General features: G+C 71.5%; 17 protein-coding genes and 1 pseudogene. 7 read left to right on the top strand and 11 right to left on the bottom strand.

Annotated features, from left to right (window positions below; genetic code table 11):
- Positions 1–62 precede the first annotated feature (62 nt).
- Positions 63–1,169, top strand: a complete 1,107-nt coding sequence (gene disA, locus OU787_RS13610) for a DNA integrity scanning diadenylate cyclase DisA (protein WP_051778408.1) — start codon at positions 63–65, stop codon at positions 1,167–1,169.
- Here disA and OU787_RS13605 read toward each other — a convergent pair.
- Positions 1,166–1,753: a winged helix-turn-helix domain-containing protein gene (locus OU787_RS13605; protein WP_268659467.1), complete on the bottom strand. Its 588-nt coding sequence runs from the start codon at positions 1,751–1,753 to the stop codon at positions 1,166–1,168. The genes disA and OU787_RS13605 overlap by 4 nt on opposite strands.
- A gap of 133 nt (positions 1,754–1,886) precedes the next feature.
- Between OU787_RS13605 and OU787_RS13600 the strand changes: the two genes are divergently transcribed.
- The gene (locus OU787_RS13600) at positions 1,887–3,137 is read left to right on the top strand and encodes an MFS transporter (RefSeq protein ID WP_268659466.1); all 1,251 of its coding nucleotides are present in this window, start codon (positions 1,887–1,889) and stop codon (positions 3,135–3,137) included.
- Between the two features lie 205 nt (positions 3,138–3,342).
- On the opposite strand, the gene OU787_RS13595 is transcribed toward OU787_RS13600, so the two are convergent.
- Positions 3,343–4,188 (bottom strand): hypothetical protein, encoded by an 846-nt coding sequence (locus OU787_RS13595; protein WP_268659465.1) that lies wholly within the window; start codon positions 4,186–4,188, stop codon positions 3,343–3,345.
- A gap of 133 nt (positions 4,189–4,321) precedes the next feature.
- Here OU787_RS13595 and OU787_RS13590 point away from each other — a divergent pair, with 133 nt between their 5' ends.
- Together OU787_RS13590 and OU787_RS13585 are read left to right on the top strand one after the other, a co-directional pair.
- Entirely contained in the window at positions 4,322–5,092 is a 771-nt protein-coding gene (locus tag OU787_RS13590; protein WP_268659464.1) for a rhomboid family intramembrane serine protease, read from the top strand.
- A 35-nt stretch (positions 5,093–5,127) separates the two neighbouring features.
- A pseudogene (locus OU787_RS13585) lies at positions 5,128–6,032 on the top strand (A/G-specific adenine glycosylase).
- Between the two features lie 76 nt (positions 6,033–6,108).
- Here OU787_RS13585 and OU787_RS13580 read toward each other — a convergent pair.
- Positions 6,109–7,701 (bottom strand): MDR family MFS transporter, encoded by a 1,593-nt coding sequence (locus tag OU787_RS13580; RefSeq protein ID WP_442788462.1) that lies wholly within the window; start codon positions 7,699–7,701, stop codon positions 6,109–6,111.
- 210 nt (positions 7,702–7,911) lie between these two features.
- Here OU787_RS13580 and OU787_RS34560 point away from each other — a divergent pair, with 210 nt between their 5' ends.
- Entirely contained in the window at positions 7,912–8,508 is a 597-nt protein-coding gene (locus OU787_RS34560) for a TetR/AcrR family transcriptional regulator (protein WP_030457904.1), read from the top strand.
- A 52-nt stretch (positions 8,509–8,560) separates the two neighbouring features.
- Here the strand turns inward: OU787_RS34560 and OU787_RS13570 are convergent, their stop codons facing one another.
- A complete protein-coding gene (locus OU787_RS13570) occupies positions 8,561–8,851 on the bottom strand; it encodes a M23 family metallopeptidase (RefSeq protein WP_268659463.1) in 291 nt (96 codons plus the stop codon).
- Positions 8,779–9,585: a hypothetical protein gene (locus OU787_RS13565; RefSeq protein WP_268659462.1), complete on the bottom strand. Its 807-nt coding sequence runs from the start codon at positions 9,583–9,585 to the stop codon at positions 8,779–8,781. Before OU787_RS13565 ends, OU787_RS13570 begins: the two co-directional genes overlap by 73 nt.
- Positions 9,586–9,949: 364 nt before the next feature.
- On the opposite strand from OU787_RS13565, the gene OU787_RS13560 reads away from it, so the two are divergent.
- Positions 9,950–11,056 carry a threonine aldolase family protein gene (locus OU787_RS13560; protein ID WP_268659461.1) on the top strand — a complete coding sequence of 369 codons (1,107 nt, stop codon included), beginning with the start codon at positions 9,950–9,952 and terminating at the stop codon, positions 11,054–11,056.
- Between the two features lie 72 nt (positions 11,057–11,128).
- Here the strand turns inward: OU787_RS13560 and OU787_RS13555 are convergent, their stop codons facing one another.
- Both OU787_RS13555 and OU787_RS13550 read right to left on the bottom strand, forming a co-directional pair.
- The gene (locus OU787_RS13555; RefSeq protein WP_035953768.1) at positions 11,129–13,471 is read right to left on the bottom strand and encodes an immune inhibitor A domain-containing protein; all 2,343 of its coding nucleotides are present in this window, start codon (positions 13,469–13,471) and stop codon (positions 11,129–11,131) included.
- Between the two features lie 370 nt (positions 13,472–13,841).
- Positions 13,842–16,361, bottom strand: coding sequence for an ATP-dependent Clp protease ATP-binding subunit (locus OU787_RS13550; RefSeq protein ID WP_030457900.1), 2,520 nt, complete (start codon positions 16,359–16,361; stop codon positions 13,842–13,844).
- A 750-nt stretch (positions 16,362–17,111) separates the two neighbouring features.
- On the opposite strand from OU787_RS13550, the gene OU787_RS13545 reads away from it, so the two are divergent.
- Complete coding sequence (locus tag OU787_RS13545) at positions 17,112–17,258, top strand: hypothetical protein (RefSeq protein ID WP_268659460.1); 147 nt, start codon at positions 17,112–17,114, stop codon at positions 17,256–17,258.
- Positions 17,259–17,280: 22 nt separating this feature from the next.
- Here the strand turns inward: OU787_RS13545 and OU787_RS13540 are convergent, their stop codons facing one another.
- The 4 genes from OU787_RS13540 to OU787_RS13525 form a co-directional block, all read right to left on the bottom strand.
- Entirely contained in the window at positions 17,281–17,637 is a 357-nt protein-coding gene (locus OU787_RS13540; protein WP_268659459.1) for a histone-like nucleoid-structuring protein Lsr2, read from the bottom strand.
- 104 nt (positions 17,638–17,741) lie between these two features.
- Entirely contained in the window at positions 17,742–18,269 is a 528-nt protein-coding gene (locus tag OU787_RS13535; protein ID WP_030457897.1) for an amino-acid N-acetyltransferase, read from the bottom strand.
- Between the two features lie 11 nt (positions 18,270–18,280).
- The gene (locus OU787_RS13530; RefSeq protein WP_030457896.1) at positions 18,281–18,673 is read right to left on the bottom strand and encodes a BlaI/MecI/CopY family transcriptional regulator; all 393 of its coding nucleotides are present in this window, start codon (positions 18,671–18,673) and stop codon (positions 18,281–18,283) included.
- Positions 18,674–18,777: 104 nt separating this feature from the next.
- On the bottom strand, positions 18,778–18,930 hold the full coding sequence (locus tag OU787_RS13525; RefSeq protein ID WP_030457895.1) for a hypothetical protein: 153 nt from the start codon (positions 18,928–18,930) through the stop codon (positions 18,778–18,780).
- Positions 18,931–19,006: the final 76 nt, after the last annotated feature.

Here is a 19,006-nt window from a genome sequence, read left to right as displayed (position 1 = left end):
AGCAACAACAGACAGACCGTCGGCCGCCGCGGCACACGGTCCGGGTCGGCCCAAGGAGTCACGTGGCAGCCATCGACCGGGCGGACAAGTCCTCCCGCGAGGAGGCCCTGCTGCGGGCCTCCCTCAGTGCGATCGCGCCGGGCACGGCGCTGCGGGACGGCCTGGAGCGGGTGCTCCGGGCCAACACCGGCGGCCTGATCGTCCTCGGCTTCGACAAGAGCGTGGACGCCCTGTGCACCGGCGGTTTCGTGCTGGACGTCGAGTTCACCGCCACCCGGCTGCGCGAGCTGTGCAAGCTGGACGGCGCGGTGATCCTCGACAAGGACCACGCCAAGATCCTGCGCGCGGGCGTCCACCTGATGCCGGACGCGAACATCCCCACCGACGAGACCGGCACCCGCCATCGCACCGCGGAGCGGGTCAACCGGCAGACCGGCTACCCGGTGGTCGCGGTCTCGCACTCGATGCGGCTGATCGCCATCTACGTCAACGGCGCGCGGCGGGTGCTGGAGGACTCCACCACCGTGCTGTCCCGGGCCAACCAGGCGCTGGCCACCCTGGAGCGCTACAAGCTCCGCCTGGACGAGGTGGCGGGCACGCTGTCCGCGCTGGAGATCGAGGACCTGGTCACCGTCCGGGACGTCTCGGCGGTGGTGCAGCGCCTGGAGATGGTCCGGCTGATCGCCGGCGAGATCGCCGGGTACGTGCTGGAGCTGGGCACCGACGGCCGGCTGCTGTCGCTGCAACTGGACGAGCTGATCGCCGGCGTCGAGCCGGAGCGCGAACTCGTGGTGCGCGACTACTTCCCGGACCGCGCCGCCAAGAAGGGCCGCACGGTCACCGAGGTGCTCGCCGACCTGGAGGCGCTCACCCACGCCGAGCTGCTGGACCTGCAGACCGTCGCCAAGGCGCTCGGCTACACCGGCACCCCCGAGTCGCTGGACTCCGCGGTCTCCCCGCGCGGCTACCGGCTGCTGGCCAAGGTGCCGCGGCTGCCGAACACCGTCATCGAGCGCCTGGTCGACCACTTCGGCGGCCTGCAGAAGCTGCTCGCCGCGTCCATCGACGACCTGCAGACCGTGGAGGGCGTCGGCGAGACCCGGGCCCGCTCGGTGCGCGAGGGGCTGTCCCGGCTCGCCGAGTCCTCCATCCTGGAGCGGTACGTCTAGTCCTGCTCCGCCTTCGGCGGGTCCACCGTGTAGAGCAGCGAGAACAGCGTCGCGTCGACGGCGTCCGGGCCGGTGTAGTCGCCCTCCGCGAACACCTCGTCCAGCGCCTCGTCGATCCGCTCGCGCAGCCGCCGCAGCTGCTGCGGGCTGAGCCGGAAGGTGGCGTGCGCGAACTTGCCGGCCCGCTTCTCCGGGGACATGTCGACCCGCCCGGCCAGGAAGTACCGCTGGAAGTCGGAGCGCACCAGGTCCATCGCGGCCAGCACCGCCTCCAGCACGGCCGGCTGCTCGCCGCCCTCGGCGAACACCTGCGGCGACAGCCGCAGTGAGTGCTGCGCCGAGCGGTAGCGGCTCTCCACGATCCCGGAGACCAGCCGGGTCTCCGCCACGTACACCAGCCCGGTCTGCTCCAGCTGCTTGACGTGCCGGTACAGCTTGGTCGGCGCCTCGTCGAGCTCGGCGGCGACCTCCTTCACCGACACCGGCTCCGGGTCGCGCTTCATCAGCACCCCGAGGACGGCCAGCCGCAACGGGTCCGCCAGGGCCTTCAGCGTCGCGACGTCCGTGACCTCGCGCTCCTTCATCCGATCCACCACGTTCACATTCAGCCATGGCGTCAACGCTTGTGCAATCGTTCTCGGCCGTGCAACCATTCACGTGTACGTGAATGGTCTCTAAATCATGAACATGGGCGGGAACATGAACGGAGTACGGGAGATGACCGCGACACTCGAACCGGGATCCACCGCGGTGCCGCTGCGCCGCAACCGCCGCTTCCAGACCCTCTGGGCCGGCTCCGCGGCCGCGATGCTCGGCACCTGCGTCGCCGACACCGCCTACCCGCTGCTGCTGCTCGCCATGACCGGCTCGCCTACGGTCGCCGGGGCGTTCGGCGCCGTCCAGTTCGGCGCCTCCGTGCTGTTCGGCCTGCACGGCGGCGCGGTCGCCGACCGGCACGACCGGCGCCGGATCCTGATCCTCGCCGACACCGCCCGGCTGCTCACCGCGCTCAGCGTCGCGCTCGCCCTCGCCGCCGACCGGCTGACCGTCCCGCACGCGCTGCTCGCCGCCGCCGTCATCGGCGCGACCATGGCCTACGGCGGCCCCTCCCGGATGCTCGCGCTGCGCGCCGTCGTCCCGCCCGAGCAGCTCCGCCAGGCCCTCTCGCAGGACGAACTCCGGGTCAACGGCGCCGCGTTGGCCGGTCCGCCGCTGGCCGGGTTCCTGCTCGGCCTCGGCACCGCCGTGCCCTTCCTGACCACCGTCCTCACCTCCGGCCTCGCCCTCGGCGCGAGCGTCACCGTCCGGTTCGACTCCCGCCCGGGCACGCAGGCGCCGACGGACGGGCGGGAGGAGGGCGGGCGGGAGAAGGGCGCCGCGTTCGCCGGGCTGCGCTACCTGTCCGCCCACCGGGTGCTGCGCGGCACCGTGCTGGTCGCCGCCGCGCTCAACCTCACCGGCTCGGCGATGCTGCTGGCCGTCATGGTGCTGCTGCGCGACCACGGCACCTCCCAGGCGGGCATCGGCCTGGCCCTCACCGGCGAGGCCGTCGGCGGCCTGCTCGGCGCCCTGCTGGTCTCCCGGCTGCACCGGCTGCTCAGCCCCGGCGCCCTGCTGCTGGCCGTCGCCTGGAGCGGCGCGGCCGCCTTCGCCGTCCCCGCGGTGGCGGCCGGCCCGGTGGTGGTGTTCGCGGCCCTCGCGCTCACCTCGCTCGGCGTGCCGGCCCTGCGCGTGATGCTCGACGTGCTGGTCTTCCAGCGCGTCCCCGAGGAGGTGCGCGGCCGCGCGATGGCCGGGACGATGACCCTGCTGATGGCCGGCCTGCCGCTCGGCACCATGACCGCGGGCCTCCTGCTCGACCGCCTCCCCGCGGCCACCGTCCTGGTCCTGCTCGCCGCGGCCCTGGCCGCCGCGCTGCTGCCGCTCACCCTCGGGCGCAGCCTGCGCGGCACCAGCTGGACGGCATGAGAGCCCCTTCAGGGGCCCGGGGAACGGCGGGTCCGTGCTGCTGACGGTCGGAGCCCATCGGAGGTTCGTGCTGCTGCGTGTAGTGACAGAACCGGAAGCCGATGCGCGCTCCGGCAGTGAACGTCCAGCAGACCCGGGCTCGCCGTTCCCCGAGCCCCTGGTTTCGCGTCCCGCCGTTCTTGCCGAGCCCCTGGCGGGGCTCTTCTCAGCTCTCCAGGCGGATCGAGGCGCGGGCCGAGAGCGGGCCGCCGGCCGGGCCGGTCAGGTCGGCCTGGACGAGGTAGTTGCCGGGCTGGGCGGGCGTCGGGTCGGGGGTGGCGCACTGCGGCTTGGAGCGGGTGCGGTCCCAGGTGAAGGTCTCGGTGACGCCGCTGTTGCCGGCGATCTGGGCCCAGGCGTCGACGCGTTCGGTGACGCAGTCGGCGGAGGACCAGATCCGCTCGTTGGCGCTGGAGGTCACGGTCAGGAACGAGTACTCGTGGGAGAGGTTGATCCGGCAGCCCGCGCCGGAGGAGTTGCGGACGGTCAGCGCCAGCTTCGGCTTGTCCTTCGCCGCGTACGAGTTCTGCGCCGAGGCGAGTTCGAGGGTGAGCTGCGCGGTGGTGCAGACCGGCAGGGCCATCACCTCGGTGGTGTTGACGGCGGGCGAGGCCCCGCCGCCGGCCCGGGGGGTGCCGCCGGTGCCGGAGCCCGTCCCGCCGGTGCCGCCCGTCCCGCCGGAGGAACTGCCGCCGCCGGAGGTGCTGTTGCCGCCGGTGACGCTGATCTCGCCGCCCGCGCCGGAACCCGTCCCGCCGGTGCCGCCGCCGGTGCCGCCGGGGCGGGTGGTGATGGCGGGGCCGGTCGGGGAGGCGCCGGGGGTGATGGACTGGGCGGGGGCGGGCAGCGGGCTGCCCTGGGAGGCCTTCTTCTGCTGGTCGCCGCCACTGCCGCCGAACGCCAGCCAGCCGACCAGGAGCAGGACGACGGCGAGGGCGGCGAGGACCACGACACGGCGCCGCCAGTAGATCGAGGCGGGCAGTGGTCCGACGGGCTGGCGCAGAGAGGGCACGCGCAAACTCTACGAGACCGTGTGCACCTGTTGACGCATCAACACCGCACCGGGACCACTTCTTTCACATCATCCGCCATTTGGTCCGGAAGAGGGACTCGACACGTCGGCGCGTCGCCCTATAGTCGCCCTCATGGCCTCCCCGCACGCCCCCGCCCCCACCGGTACGCCCCTCGACCCGGCGCAGATGATCGCCGAGGCGCGCAAGGCGTTCTTCGTCATGTTCGGGTTCCTCTGCCTGGTGTGGGCGACGCAGCTGGTCAACTGGCTGCTGGACGGGCGGATGGCCGTGATGCACGGCATCCGCCCGCACGACGCGGACACCCTCGGGTACCTGCTGACCGCCCCCTTCCTGCACCTGAACTGGCAGCACCTGGAAGGCAATTCGGGCCCGCTGTTCGTCTTCGGGTTCCTCGCCGCGTACCGCGGGGTGCGCAAGTTCCTCGGGCTGACGGTGCTGCTGGTGGTGACCAGCGGGATGGCGGTGTGGCTGTTCCAGTCGGGCGACACGGTGACCGTCGGCGCGAGCGGCGTGGTCTTCGGCTACTTCGGCTACGTGGTGCTGCGCGGCCTGTTCGACCGCAACCTCATCGACTCGCTGATCGGCCTGGTGATGGGCGCCTCCTTCGCCTACCTGCTGAGCACGGCCGTCCCGGGCACCCCCGGGGTGTCCTGGCTGGCCCACATCGGCGGCCTGGTCGGCGGTCTGCTGGGGGCGTGGATCTTCCGGGACCGCAGCCCGAAGCCGGCGGCCGCGCTGTCCGAGGGGGGCGACCCCCTGTCGCTGCCCGGCCCGGGCGGCGGGTCCGGCCGCAAGCCCGGGAAGAAGTCCGGCCAGATCGCGGCCGGCCCGGCCAGCCCGCGCGCGGACCTGCTGAAGGAGCTCGACGACCTGGGGCTTTAAGCCTGCGGCACCGGTCGTGGCAGGATCGAAAAACCATGGTTGCCACAGCTTCGACTCTCTCCCCGGGCGCCGTCCAGGCGCTGCACTCGACCGTCATCGGCTGGTACGAGACCCACGCCCGCGACCTGCCCTGGCGCACCCCGGACGCCTCGCCGTGGGCCGTGATGGTCAGCGAGTTCATGCTCCAGCAGACGCCCGTCAAGCGGGTGCTGCCCGCCTACGCGGCCTGGCTGGAGCGCTGGCCCACGCCCGCCGCGCTGGCCGCCGACGCGCCCGGCGAGGCGGTGCGGATGTGGGGTCGGCTCGGCTACCCGCGCCGCGCGCTGCGGCTGCACGGCGCGGCCGTCGCCATCACCGAGCGGCACGGCGGCGCGGTGCCGGAGGACCACGCGGCGCTGCTGGCCCTGCCCGGGGTGGGGGAGTACACGGCGGCGGCGGTCGCCTCGTTCGCGTTCCGGCAGCGGCACGCGGTGCTGGACACCAACGTGCGCCGGGTGTTCGCCCGGGCGGTGACCGGCGTCGAGTACCCGGCGAACGCCACCACGGCCGCCGAGCGCCGCACCGCCGTCGAGCTGCTGCCCGCGACCGACGAGCGGGCCGCGACCTGGGCGGTCGCGGTGATGGAGCTGGGCGCCCTGGTGTGCACCGCGCGCGGCCCGGAGTGCGGCACCTGCCCGCTGCGGGCGGACTGCGCCTGGCAGCGGGCCGGCCGCCCCCGCACCAGGGCCCGGCCCGCCGCGGGCAGACGTACGAGGGCACCGACCGGCAGGTGCGCGGCAAGCTGCTGGCGGTGCTGCGGGACGCCCGCGGGACGGTCGCCCAGGGGCAGTTGGACGTGGTGTGGCCGGACGCGGTGCAGCGCGCCCGGGCGCTGGACGGGCTGGTCGCCGACGGGCTGGTCGAGCCGGTCGGGCCGGGCACCTACCGCCTGCCGCAGTGACCCCGCGCGGAGCGCGCGAACGGCCCGGGACCACGCGGTCCCGGGCCGTTCGGCGTTCCTCAGGCCGCGGCGGGCCTCAGAGCGCGCCCTCCAGGGCGGCCTCGGCCTTGGCCTCGGCGGCGTCCGCGCCACCGCGGAGCTTGACCTCGCGGATGAACAGCGAGGCGGCGATGGCGACCACGCTGATCACGGTGCCCCACAGGAAGACGGTGTGCATGCCGTTGGCGATGCCGTGCTGGAGCACCGAGACCGCCTCGGGCGGCATGCTCTTCAGCGTCTCCGGGCTCATCGAGCCGGTGGACTCGCCGCCGGCCGGCATCCCGGCGGCCTTCAGGGTGTCGTTGAGGCGGTTGACGTACAGGGTGCCGAACAGCGCCACGCCGAAGGAGCCGCCGATGGTGCGGAACAGGGTGGCGGAGGACGAGGCGACGCCCATGTCCTTCATCTCCACGCTGTTCTGCGCGACCAGCATGGTGACCTGCATCAGGAAGCCCATGCCGGCGCCGAGCACCACCATGTAGCAGGAGGAGGTGAAGCTCTTGGTGTCCACGGCGAGGGTGGACAGCAGCAGCGAGCCGCCGGCCATCACGGTGGTGCCGATGATCGGGAAGATCCGGTACTTGCCGGTCTTGGTGATGGCCTGGCCGACCACCAGCGAGACCACCAGCATGCCGAACATCATCGGCATCAGCAGCAGGCCGGAGTTGGTCGCCGAGGCGCCCTGGACGATCTGCTGGTAGGTGGGCAGGAAGGTCACCGCGCCGAACATCGCGAAACCGACGATGAAGCCGATGATCGAGACCATGGTGAAGTTCCGGTTGCGGAACAGCTTGAGCGGGATGATCGGCTCGGCGACCCGCTGCTCGACGTAGCAGAAGCCGATCAGCGAGGCCAGGCCGAGCGCGCCCAGGCCGAGGATCTGCTTCGAGCCCCAGGCGTACTCGTGGCCGCCCCAGGTGGTGACCAGCACGGCCGAGACGATGCCGACGGTGAGCAGGACCGCGCCGAAGTAGTCGATCTTCGCGTTGGAGCGGATCTTGGGCAGCTTCAGCACCACGAGGATGAAGACCAGCGCGATCGCGCCCAGCGGCAGGTTGACGTAGAACGTCCAGCGCCAGTTCAGGTGGTCGGTGATGAAGCCGCCGATCAGCGGGCCGCCGACGGTGGCCAGCGCCATCACGGCGGCGAACATGCCCTGGTACTTGCCGCGGTCGCGGGGCAGCACCAGCGCGCCCATGATCGACATCACGCCGACCATCAGGCCGCCGGCGCCGAGGCCCTGGACGGCGCGGAAGGCGATCAGCTGGGTCATGCTCTGCGACAGGCCGGACAGCGCCGAGCCGAGCAGGAAGATCACGATCGAGACCATGAACGAGCCCTTGCGGCCGTACAGGTCGCCGACCTTGCCCCAGATCGGGGTGGAGGCGGCGGTGGCCAGGGTGTAGGACGTCACCACCCAGGACATGTGCTCGGCGCCGTGCAGCTCGCCGACGATGGTGGGCATCGCGGTGCCGACGATCAGGTTGTCCAGCATGGCGAGCAGCATGGTGATGACCAGGCCGACCATCACCAGGCGGATCTCGCGGTGCGGGCGCTGCTCGAACTCGTCGGGCTTCCCGAGTTCGACGGGCGGCTCCCCCGGAACCGCCTCGGACTGCTGGGTTGTCATGGTGCGTCTCTCCCGGGGCACAGGTGCCGCGGGGTACCGCGGCGGTACTTACTTGACGACCGGCTAGTTAATCGCCGTCCGGCACGGTAGGTTGTTCCCTAGCCGGTCGTCAAGCCAGTTTCGGAGCAGCCCCTCTGGGCAGGGAGAATGCCAACCGAACGGGACCTTGACGCCGGTCCCGCACCCGCTTCACGAGGCAGGCCGCCAGCGATGACCACCACCCAGAGCCCCCGCAGCGACACCAGAGCGCGGATCATCGACGTGGCCCTGGAGTTGTTCGCCGAGCACGGCTACGAGAAGACCTCGCTGCGGGAGATCGCCGACCGCCTGGGGGTCACCAAGGCCGCCCTCTACTACCACTTCAAGACCAAGGACGACATCGTCCGCGGCATCGTGGAGAAGATGGCCGCCCCGCTCGACGACGCCATCGCCTACGGCGAGGGCAAGCCCTGGTCGCCCCAGCTGCGCGACGAGCTGCTGCGCCGCTTCGCGGCCGGGATGGGCGAGCGGGCCCCGCTGCTGCGGTTCTTCCACGAGAACCAGCCCGCGCTGCGGGAGTCCGCGGCCGGGCTGGCGTTCAAGGACCGGATGATCCGGATGATCAACCTGCTGCACGGCCCGGAGCCGACCTTCCGCGACAAGCTGCGCGCCACCGTCGCGCTGACCTCCATGCACTCGGCGATGTTCCTGCTCAAGGCGGACCTGTGCGAGCCCGACCGGCCCGCCCCCTCGGTGGAGGAGGCGATGGAGGCGGCCCTGGAGGTCGCCCTGGAGGTCGCGGCACGCATCGAGCCGCCCGCGCGGTAGGCGCGGACGGCTCGGGGCTGAGCGGCGGTACGGGGGAGCGGCGGGCGGCGGATCAGAAGTTGGTCGCGCCGTGCTGCTTCAGGTAGGCGACCGGGTCGATCACCTTCGCGTACTGGTTGGCGGTGCGGATCTCGAAGTGCAGGTGCGGGCCGTGCGAGTTGCCGGTGTTCCCGGACTTGCCGACCTGGTCGCCCGCGCCCACGTGCTGCCCGGCCTTCACGCCCAGCTGCGACAGGTGCGCGTACTGGGCGAAGCGGCCGTCGGAGAGCTTCAGCACGATCTGGTTGCCGTAGGCGCCCGCGTAGCCGGCCGACACCACGGTGGCGTCGCCGACGGCCAGCACCGGGGTGCCGACCGAGACCGCGAAGTCGGTGCCGGTGTGGTAGCCGGCCGCGTACGCCGCGTTGGTCTTGTGGTACGGGTTGCTGATCGCCGCGCCCGGCGCGGGGAGGACCAGGCCGGCTTGGCGGCGGCAGCGGCCTGCGCGGCGGCGGCCTGCTCCGCGGCGGCCTGGTCGGCGGCCGCCTTCTCGGCGGCGGCCTGCTGCTCGGCCGCCTGCTGCTGGGCGGCGGCCTGCGCGGCCTGCTCGGCGGCGGCCTGGTCCGCGGCGGCCTGGTTGGCGGCCTGCTGCTGGGCGGCGGCGGCTGCCTGCTCCTGCTCGGCGCCCTGCCCGGCGGCCTGCAGCTCGGTGCGCTGCTCGCTGCGGGAGGCCTGCTCGTCCTGCGGCCGGGCCTGGGCGTCCGTTCCGGCGCCGCCGTCCAGCGAGGCGACGACCGCGGCCTTGGCCGCCATGGCCTGCTCGCTCTGCGGCGCGGCCTGGACGGGCAGCCGGAAGTCCTGCGCCCGCACGGTGGCGGCACCGGTGGCGGCCTGGTCGGCCGGGTGCGCGCCCTGCGCGACGGCCTGCCCGGTGGGGATCAGCAGCGCGCCGGCGGCGACCACGGCGGCGCCGGAGGCGAGCGCCTTGGCGGGGGCCAGCCGGGCCGTGGTGAGCGGGGCGGAGGAGAGCACCGAGCGGACGTGCTTGGTGCTGATCGCCTGGAGAAGCCGGCGGCCGGTGGCGGGGAGGGAACGCATCGGGGTCGGTACCTCACGGGACGGGGCCAGCGCGGGGCCGAGCCGGTGCGGCTCGCCGAACTGGTGGAACGACTCCGGTGTAAACGACCCGGATGCGAAGGCCCAAGCGTGTGACCTACGACGGCCGGTAGTGCGGAAGGCGGCCGGAATACCCCCGCGAGGCGTCGGCCCGAACGGCTTTTCGCGCCCCAAACCTCCTATCCCGGGTCGTATGTCGGAAATGTGCTGTGAGCAGCGCCACCGGGAACCGCCCGGTTTGGGCCCGAACCGCCCCGGGTAGAACAGCGCTTCGAACCAGCTGCACCATCCGATCCACCCGCCCCCGCCACCCGGCCGGGGAATCCCCGTCGGAGATGATCAGCTGATGAACGACACCCCTGTTCAGGACCGCCGCTTCCGGGCCCGCCGCCAGGCCGGCCGGCTGCTCTCCGGCGGCCGCCCGCAGACCGTCCGCGAAGCGCTCGCCGACCTGGCCGGCCTGGCCGACGGCCCGCTCACCCCGGACGAGCCGGTCGACATGTACGGCAACGGCATCGTCCGCACCCTGGAGCGCCGCACCGCCGAGCTGCTCGGCAAGCCCGACGCCGCCTACTTCCCCACCGGGACGATGGCCCAGCAGGCCGCCCTGAAGACCTGGGCCGACACCCACGGCCCGGTGGTCGGCATGCACCCGCTCGCCCACCCCGAACGCCACGAGCGCCGCGCCCACCAGGTGCTGTCCGGGCTGCGCAGCGTCCCGCTCACCGGCGCGCCCCGGCTCCCCACCGCCGCCGAACTGGCCGACCTGGACGAGCCGTACGACGTGCTGATGCTGGAGCTGCCGCTGCGCGACGCCGGCTTCCTGCTGCCCGACTGGGCCGAGCTGGAGGCGCTGTACGAGCTGGCCGAACGGCAGGGCCGCCCGGTCCACCTGGACGGCGCCCGGCTCTGGGAGTCCGCCCCGCACCTGGGCCGCACCCTGCCGGAGGTCTGCGCCCGGGCCGGCTCGGTGTACGTCTCCTGCTACAAGTCGCTCGGCGGCCACAGCGGCGCCCTGGTGGCCGGCGAGGAGGAGTTCGTCCGCCGGCTCAAGGTCTGGCGGCACCGCTACGGCGGCAGCCTCTGGCAGCAGTGGCCGGCGGTGCTCTCCGCGCTGGCCGGGCTGGAGCGCGAGCTGCCCCGGCTGCCCGGGTACGTGGCGCACGCCAAGGTGGTCGCCGCCGCGCTCGCCGAGGCCCCGGGCGCCCGGGTGCACCCCGCGCCGCCGCACACCCACCAGTTCCAGTTCTGGCTGCCGCACCCCGCCGAGCTCCTCGACGAGGCCGGCCTGCGGCAGGCCGAGGAGCAGGGCGTCGCGCTGTTCGGCGGCTGGCGCGAGCCGGGCCCGCAGCCCGGCCTGTCGATGACCGAGGTGACGGTGGCCGCCGACGCCGCCGGGTGGAGCGCCAAGGAGGTCACCGCGGCGCTGCAGGACTTCCTCGCCCTGCTCTGACCGGCCGGGCACGCGGGAGGGCCCCGGCGGTTCGGAAACCGCCGGGGCCCTCGCTGTGCTACCGACCAGGTGTCACTTCTTGACGGGCTTCACCTTGATCATGGCTTCCAGGTCATTGTGGGACTGCCACAGCACCTCGATCTGGGTGCCGGTGTCCGGGACCTGGACGCTGCTGTACTGGTTCTCCGGGAACCAGTACTTGGTGGTGTGGTCGTTGAAGACCGTGACGCCGCGCGAGCTCGGGATCTTGGTGAGCGCGTCGGCCTTGTGCAGCTGCAGGCCGTCGGTGCGGTCGGAGCCGAAGGTCGCGTCGTAGGACTGGAAGCGCGGACGCATCAGCGTGCCGTCGTTCCACTTCAGCGGCGCCGGGTGGGCGTCGACCGGCAGGATCAGGCCCTGGCCCGGGTGGTTGAACACGTTGTTGTCGGACTGCGAGGAGTCCCACAGCCAGATCAGGATGCCGTTCTGGTTGGCGTAGTGCTCCACCCAGTCCGGACGGGCGGCCGAACCGAAGTTGTACGGGCCGGTCTTCAGCGTGGTGTCGAACGAGACGTACTGGCGGTTCTCGACCAGGTAGTGCTGGTCGTAGTCCTTGGAGAACTTGCCGGAGATCCGGGAGAAGCCTGCCGCGGTCCAGCCGTTGTCGCCGTTCTCGGCGCCGTCGGTGAACAGGGCCGCGCCGTCCGCGGTCACCGAGATGTTGTCCAGGGCGATGCCCTTGTTGTGGACGCCCGGGTCGGTGGTGTTGTGGAAGCGGACCTGCACCGACTTGCCGGCGTAGGCGTCCAGCGGGAAGGCCAGGTCGGCCCAGCCGTTGGTGCTGCCGGTGAGGGCGTTGTCCGCGATGGCGGCGCCGTTCAGGGTGCCGGCCAGCGAGGACCAGTTCTTGCCGCCGTCGGTGGAGACCTCGGCGTACGCGAAGTCGTAGTCCTGCTCCAGGTCGATCCAGGCCTTCGCGGTCAGCTTGGCCGAGGTCTTGCCGGTCAGGTCCACGGTGCGGGTCAGCGTGACGTTCAGGTTGTCGGCGCTGCCGCTCCACCACTCGTTGCCACCCTCGAACGGGGTGTTGATCTCGGTGGTGACGGTCTTCGGCGGCAGGTTGACGACCAGGCCCTGCTTGCGCTTGGTGTTGTACTCGACCGGGCCGAGCAGCGACAGCGAGGTCTGGCCCGCCTTGGCGGTGTCGTAGTTCAGCCAGCCCAGCTTGAGCTTCGACCAGACGTCGAGGTCGTTCGGCATGTCGCCGATCTCGTTCTTGCCCTCGCCCAGCCAGGAGCCGGAGGACATCAGCGACCAGAAGCCGACCGAGTTGTCGATGCCCTGGCCGGTGGTGTCGTACAGGTCCGGCAGGCCCAGGTCGTGGCCGTACTCGTGGGCGAACACGCCCAGGCCGCCGTTCTCCGGCTGCATGGTGTAGTCGCCGACCCACAGGCCGGTGGCGCCGATCTGGGTGCCGCCGAGCTTGTTGTTGTCCGGGCCGGTCTTGCCGGCCTGGTTGGCGTACGCGTACGAGCGGTGCGCCCACAGCGCGTCCGTGCCCTGCACGCCGCCGCCGGCCGACTGGTCCTCACCGGCGTGGACGATCTGGAAGTGGTCCAGGTAGCCGTCCGGCTCGTTGAAGTTGCCGTTGCCGTTGTAGTCGTAACGGTCCCACTGGTCGTACTGCGCCAGGTCGGCCTTGATCTGGGCGTCGGTGCGGCCCTTGGCCTTCTGGTCGGCGACCCAGGCGTCGATGCCGTCGCGGATCAGGTCCTGCGCGTTGGCGCAGACGTGCTGGCCGCAGTAGTCCGAGCCGTAGCGGGCCTCGTTCCACGGCACCCGCACCCAGTCGGTGACCAGGCCGTCGACCGAGTACCGGCCGGAGGACTGGCGCTCGTAGTACGTCTTCAGCGAAGGCTTGTCCTTCGCGAAGTAGATGTCCTGGTAGTGCGCCTGGTTGTAGTCCGCCTGCCAGGCCGTCGAGTTGTCGTTCTTGCGGTCCGGGGCGGCGATCTGGTTGTGCGCCGGGCCGGGGGTGCCGCCGTACTTGACCTTGCCGTCGGCGGTCTTGGTGGTGGTGTCCACCTGGTCGCCGAAGTCGACGAGGATCGTGAAGATCTTGTCGGTGCGCTCGCGGGACAGCTCGACGTACTTGTCGCGGCCCAGCTTGATCGAGGAGCCGTTGCCGTGCTGCTCGACCTTCGCGGTCCCGTTGACCAGTTGCTCCACCGCAGCGGTCTGCTCGGCCTGCTGCTTGTCCGCCAGCGGGCTCTGCAGCTCGCGCGGAACGCTGTCGTTCTGGACGGCGTCGGCCGGGTCAGTGATCGTCGTGGCCGCCGGGGCGGCGGTGGCCGTCCCCGGGAGCATTCCGGCGCCGAGCGCGGCGGTCACCGCGACGGCGGCGGAAGCCGCGACAGCCCTCTTGGTTATTTTCAACGTGGTGACGTCCTCCCCTTACCGGTGGGGCTGATGGCCTGACCGGTGAACCAATGCAAGACAGGTGGACGACATTTGACCCAAGGTCCGGTAAAAAAGAAAGACCTTGACCGGGCCATGGCCACGCCGCTATGCTCCCGCAACCCGGTTCGCCTGACGGACCGTCAACCTACCTGCGGGGCCGGGCCGCCAAGGGCCGATCGTGCCCGCACCGTGCCGCGGTCCACCCGTTCGGCGGCCCGCCGGGCCCGTATTCACAGCACACGGAAACCTAAACAGTTTTTCAACTGAAAAGCGGCGCACCGAAAAGCCTCCGCCCCCGACCTGGACAGGTCGGGGGCGGAGGCTTGCCGAGTGCTTTGCGGTGCTATTACTTCGTCAGATCCGGGCCGGCCGCCGAGACCGCCGCCGGAGTGTCCGCCACCGGGGACTTCTCCTCGCCGCGGAAGGTGAACTTGGCTTCCTTGCCCTCGCCCTCCACGCCGACGACCACGATGTGGCCGGACCGCAGCTCACCGAACAGGATCTTCTCGGACAGGTGGTCCTCGATCTCCCGCTGGATCGTGCGGCGCAGCGGACGCGCGCCCAGGATCGGGTCGTAGCCGCGCTTGGCCAGCAGGCTCTTGGCCTCCGGGCTGAGCTCGATGCCCATGTCCCGGTCCTTCATCCGCTGGTCGACCCGGGCGATCATCAGGTCGACGATCTCGATGATGTTCGCCTCGGACAGCTGGTGGAAGACCACGATGTCGTCGACGCGGTTGAGGAACTCGGGGCGGAAGTGCTGCTTGAGCTCCTCGCCGACCTTCGCCTTCATCCGCTCGTAGCCGGCCTGGACGTCACCCGTGGCCGCGAAGCCCAGGTTGAAGCCCTTGGAGATGTCCCGGGTGCCGAGGTTGGTGGTCATGATGATGACCGTGTTCTTGAAGTCCACGACCCGGCCCTGGGAGTCGGTCAGGCGACCGTCTTCCAGGATCTGCAGCAGCGAGTTGAAGATGTCCGGGTGGGCCTTCTCGACCTCGTCGAAGAGGACGACCGAGAACGGCTTGCGGCGCACCTTCTCGGTGAGCTGGCCGCCCTCCTCGTAGCCCACGTACCCGGGCGGGGAGCCGAACAGCCGCGAGACGGTGTGCTTCTCGGAGAACTCGGACATGTCGAGCGCGATCAGCGCGTCCTCGTCCCCGAACAGGAACTCCGCCAGGGTCTTGGACAGCTCGGTCTTACCGACACCGGACGGGCCGGCGAAGATGAACGAACCGCCGGGGCGCTTCGGGTCCTTCAGGCCGGCACGGGTGCGGCGGATCGCCTGGGAGAGCGCCTTGATGGCGTCCTCCTGGCCGATGACCCGCTTGTGCAGCTCGTCCTCCATGCGCAGCAGGCGCGAGGACTCCTCCTCGGTCAGCTTGAAGACCGGGATGCCGGTGGCGGTGGCCAGGACCTCGGCGATGAGCTCCTCGTCCACCTCGGCCACGACGTCCATGTCGCCGGCCTTCCACTCCTTCTCCCGCTTGGCCTTCGCCTGGAGCAGCTGCTTCTCGTTGTCGCGCAGCGACGCGGCCTTCTCGAAGTCCTGCGCGTCGATCGCGGACTCCTTCTCCCGGCGGACCTCGGCGATCTTCTCGTCGAACTCGCGCAGGTCCGGCGGCGCGGTCATCCGGCGGATGCGCATCCGGGAACCGGCCTCGTCGATCAGGTCGATCGCCTTGTCCGGCAGGAAGCGGTCCGAGATGTACCGGTCGGCCAGGGTGGCGGCGGCGACCAGGGCGGCGTCGGTGATCGAGACGCGGTGGTGCGCCTCGTACCGGTCGCGCAGGCCCTTGAGGATCTCGATGGTGTGCGGGAGCGAGGGCTCGGCGACCTGGATCGGCTGGAAGCGGCGCTCCAGCGCGGCGTCCTTCTCCAGGTGCTTGCGGTACTCGTCCAGCGTGGTGGCGCCGATGGTCTGCAGCTCACCGCGGGCCAGCATCGGCTTCAGGATGGAGGCGGCGTCGATCGCGCCCTCGGCGGCGCCCGCGCCGACCAGGGTGTGCAGCTCGTCGATGAACAGGATGATGTCGCCGCGGGTGCGGATCTCCTTGAGCACCTTCTTCAGGCGCTCCTCGAAGTCACCGCGGTAGCGCGAACCGGCCACCAGGGCGCCGAGGTCCAGCGTGTAGAGCTGCTTGTCCTTCAGCGTCTCCGGGACCTCGCCCTTGACGATCGCCTGGGCCAGGCCCTCGACCACGGCGGTCTTGCCGACGCCGGGCTCGCCGATCAGCACCGGGTTGTTCTTGGTGCGGCGGGACAGCACCTGCATGACCCGCTCGATCTCCTTCTCGCGCCCGATCACCGGGTCGAGCTTGGCCTCGCGGGCGGCCTGCGTCAGGTTGCGGCCGAACTGGTCGAGCACCAGGGAGGTGGACGGGGTGCCCTCGGCCGGGCCGCCGGCCGTGGCCGACTCCTTGCCGCTGCCGGCCTGGTAGCCCGACAGCAGCTGGATCACCTGCTGGCGCACCCGGTTCAGGTCGGCGCCGAGCTTCACCAGGACCTGGGCGGCGACGCCCTCGCCCTCGCGGATCAGGCCGAGCAGGATGTGCTCGGTGCCGATGTAGTTGTGGCCGAGCTGGAGGGCCTCGCGGAGCGACAGCTCCAGGACCTTCTTCGCCCGGGGGGTGAAGGGGATGTGGCCGGACGGGGCCTGCTGGCCCTGGCCGATGATCTCCTCCACCTGCTGGCGGACCGCCTCGAGCGAGATGCCGAGGCTCTCCAGCGCCTTTGCGGCGACACCCTCGCCCTCGTGGATCAGGCCCAGGAGGATGTGCTCGGTGCCGATGTAGTTGTGGTTGAGCATCCGGGCTTCTTCCTGTGCCAGGACGACAACCCGCCGCGCGCGGTCGGTGAACCTCTCGAACATCGTTAATCGCTCCTCAGAGCGGTCGGTCAGTTCGGGGGCCGTCCCCGCCCTGTCCTTCCGCATGCTAGTCCCGCTCAGCAGCGCGGCTACGGAACTCCCACGGAGCGGGAGCAACATGCTGCGCGACCAGCCGACACCTTTCCCAACCTGATGCTGGGAGACGGTGTTCCCAGCGGCGGGCCCGATGCACCGGATCCCGCTACGCCAACGGCGAACACGGTTCGGTGGAACCGGTTCACCGGCCCCGCGGCGTGCTGCGGCCGGGCTCCTGCGACCCCGTCCACCAGCATTCATACCCGGTAATCCGGCGGGTTTCGCGCGGTTTCCGCGGGGTGCGTGTTCGCCTGGCGAGAAGTCGGCCGACCCGGCTCCGGAGGTGACGGACCATCAGGTCGGCCGCGGGGGGCGTACCGCCGTCCCGGTGGCGGTCGCGTGACCGCCCGGCCCCTCCAGCGTTGCACAGGTCGTGACCCGTCCGCTGCCCGCCGCCCCCGCCGCACCCCGTGCGGCCGCCGGTTGGCGCGGCTCGGACCGGGTGCTGGCGCCGCTGGGGCCCGCGCGGGCCGCGCTGGGCCGCCTGGAGCGGCTGGGCCGCGCCACCGGGCCGGTGCTGCGGCAGGCCGACCGGGCCGTCTTCCTGCTCGCCCCCGGGGCCGCCGAGCCGGTGCCCGACCTGCTCCGCTGGCTCGGCTGGGGCCCGGAGCTGCGGCTGCCGATCGAGGCCCGCGCGGCGCACCCGGGCGACCCCGGGTGCCCGAGCCGCGGACCGCCGACTGGCTGCGGGCCGGGGCGCCGCGCCCCGCCCTGGACCTGCGCTCGCCCGACCTGCTCCGCCTGCTGGACGCCCTGGCGGACGCCTGCGCGCGGGAGCGGCTGGGCCTGCCGCCCGCCCGCTGAGGGCCCCGCCGGGGCCCGTGCGTCAGGACGCGTTGGCCTTCTCGTACGCCTCGCGCACGTTGCTCGGGACGCGGCCGCGGTCGTTGACCGCGAGGCCGTTCTCCTTCGCCCATGTGCGGATCTTGGCGGTGTCGGCCTGCCCGGCCGCCGCGGACCGCCCGGCGCTCCGGCCGCTGCCGCCGCGACGCGGGGCGGTGAGCCGGCCGCTCTGCTTGCGGCCCTTCTCGACGTACGGGGCGAGCAGGACGCGGAGCTTCTCCGCGTTGTCGCTCTTCAGGTCGATCTCGTAGGCCACACCGTCCAGGGCGAACGTCACCGTCTCGTCCGCGGATCCGCCGTCGAGATCGTCTTCCAGAATGACCTGAACCCTCTGTGCCACGGGCTTCCCTTTCCGCGATAACGGTCCATTGCCTAGAGAAAGGAAAGCGTCTTTTCCCGGAAAACACAAACCCCTGTGTCGCCGGTCGCGCCGCGGGGCATCACTCAGAGGTGCAGCAGCATGCGCGAGTTGCCCAGCGTGTTCGGCTTCACCCGCTCCAGGTCGAGGAACTCGGCGACGCCTTCGTCGTACGAGCGCAGGAGTTCTTCATAGACTTCTGTGGCCACGGCCGCCGGGTCTGCCGTACGATCGTCGTTTTCGCCGATCTCGACGAACCCGTGTTTCGAGAAGAACGGAACCTCGAACGTCAGGCAGAAAATCCGACGGACGCCGAGCCAGCGCGCGGTCTCCAGCAGCTTGTCCAGCAGCCGGTGCCCGATACCGAGGCCCTTGCAGACCGGGTCCACCGCGAGGGTGCGGACCTCGGCGAGGTCCTCCCACATCACGTGGAGCGCGCCGCAGGCCACCACCCCGCCGTCCTGGTCGCGTTCGGCGACCCAGAACTCCTGGACGGATTCGAACAGGGTGACGGTGGGCTTGTCGAGCAGAATGCCGTCGCGGGAGTACGCGTCGATGAGCCGACGGATGGCGCGCACGTCGGTGGTCCGCGCACGGCGGATGGTGACCTCCATGGCGGGGAACGTTATCGTGCCGCGGGGGGCCCGGTCTCCTCGGTATCGACGCCCGCCACCCGCAGCGCGTCGCGCAACCACTCGCGCTGTTCCGGCGACATCATCCCGAAGAAGTGCACCAGGGCGGCCGCCGGATTGTCGCTCGTCGCCCAGGCGTCGTTCATCAGCGCGGCGGTGTACGCCTCGCGCGAGGAGACCGGCTCATATCGGTATGCGCGCCCCGCGCGCTCCCGGCGCACCCAGCCCTTTCGGTAGAGCTTGTCGAGCACCGTCATCACGGTGGTGTACGCGATTTCGCGTTCCGCCCGCAGATCCTGCAGAACCTCCCGAACCGTGACCGGGCGGTTCCACTGCCACACCCGGGTCATGATGTCGTTCTCGAGTTCTCCGAGTTGCCGCACCATAGTGCCGCCAAGGATAGGACCGATGCGGACAAAAGGCGGCAAACGGCAAACGCGGCGGCGCGCCGTTCCCCGGAGGGGGGAACGCCGCGCCGCCGCGGATACCGCTATTCGGCGGAGGAACGCGCCGCCATGGCCTCGGCCACGGCGTCCTCCTTCGACTTCTGGGCGCCGCCCTGGCTGCGGATGATGGCCCGCACCAGGAAGGCGAAACCGACCGCCATGACCAGCGGCGGGACGATCGCGCTGACGTACTCCACGGTCACTCCTCGGTGGTGTCGGACTCGGCCGCGTCGGCGGCCTTCTCGCTCTTCGCGGCCTTCTCGGCCCGCTCCG

It is taken from the genome of Kitasatospora sp. YST-16, assembly GCF_026802215.1.
GTDB lineage: Bacteria > Actinomycetota > Actinomycetes > Streptomycetales > Streptomycetaceae > Kitasatospora > Kitasatospora cineracea.
Note: the sequence above shows the minus strand (reverse complement) of the source record. Positions and strands in the feature narration are given on the sequence as shown.

Bases quoted from the DNA above. Each gene is read 5' to 3' on its own strand.
- OU787_RS13605 (WP_268659467.1), bottom strand. From the start codon at position 1,753: ATGAAGGAGCGCGAGGTCACGGACGTCGCGACGCTGAAGGCCCTGGCG.
- OU787_RS13550 (WP_030457900.1), bottom strand. From the start codon at position 16,361: ATGTTCGAGAGGTTCACCGACCGCGCGCGGCGGGTTGTCGTCCTGGCA.
- OU787_RS13535 (WP_030457897.1), bottom strand. From the start codon at position 18,269: ATGGAGGTCACCATCCGCCGTGCGCGGACCACCGACGTGCGCGCCATC.
- OU787_RS13530 (WP_030457896.1), bottom strand. From the start codon at position 18,673: ATGGTGCGGCAACTCGGAGAACTCGAGAACGACATCATGACCCGGGTG.
- OU787_RS13565 (WP_268659462.1), bottom strand. From the start codon at position 9,585: ATGCGTTCCCTCCCCGCCACCGGCCGCCGGCTTCTCCAGGCGATCAGC.
- OU787_RS13600 (WP_268659466.1), top strand. From the start codon at position 1,887: ATGACCGCGACACTCGAACCGGGATCCACCGCGGTGCCGCTGCGCCGC.
- OU787_RS13580 (WP_442788462.1), bottom strand. From the start codon at position 7,701: ATGACAACCCAGCAGTCCGAGGCGGTTCCGGGGGAGCCGCCCGTCGAA.
- OU787_RS34560 (WP_030457904.1), top strand. From the start codon at position 7,912: ATGACCACCACCCAGAGCCCCCGCAGCGACACCAGAGCGCGGATCATC.
- OU787_RS13590 (WP_268659464.1), top strand. From the start codon at position 4,322: ATGGCCTCCCCGCACGCCCCCGCCCCCACCGGTACGCCCCTCGACCCG.
- OU787_RS13560 (WP_268659461.1), top strand. From the start codon at position 9,950: ATGAACGACACCCCTGTTCAGGACCGCCGCTTCCGGGCCCGCCGCCAG.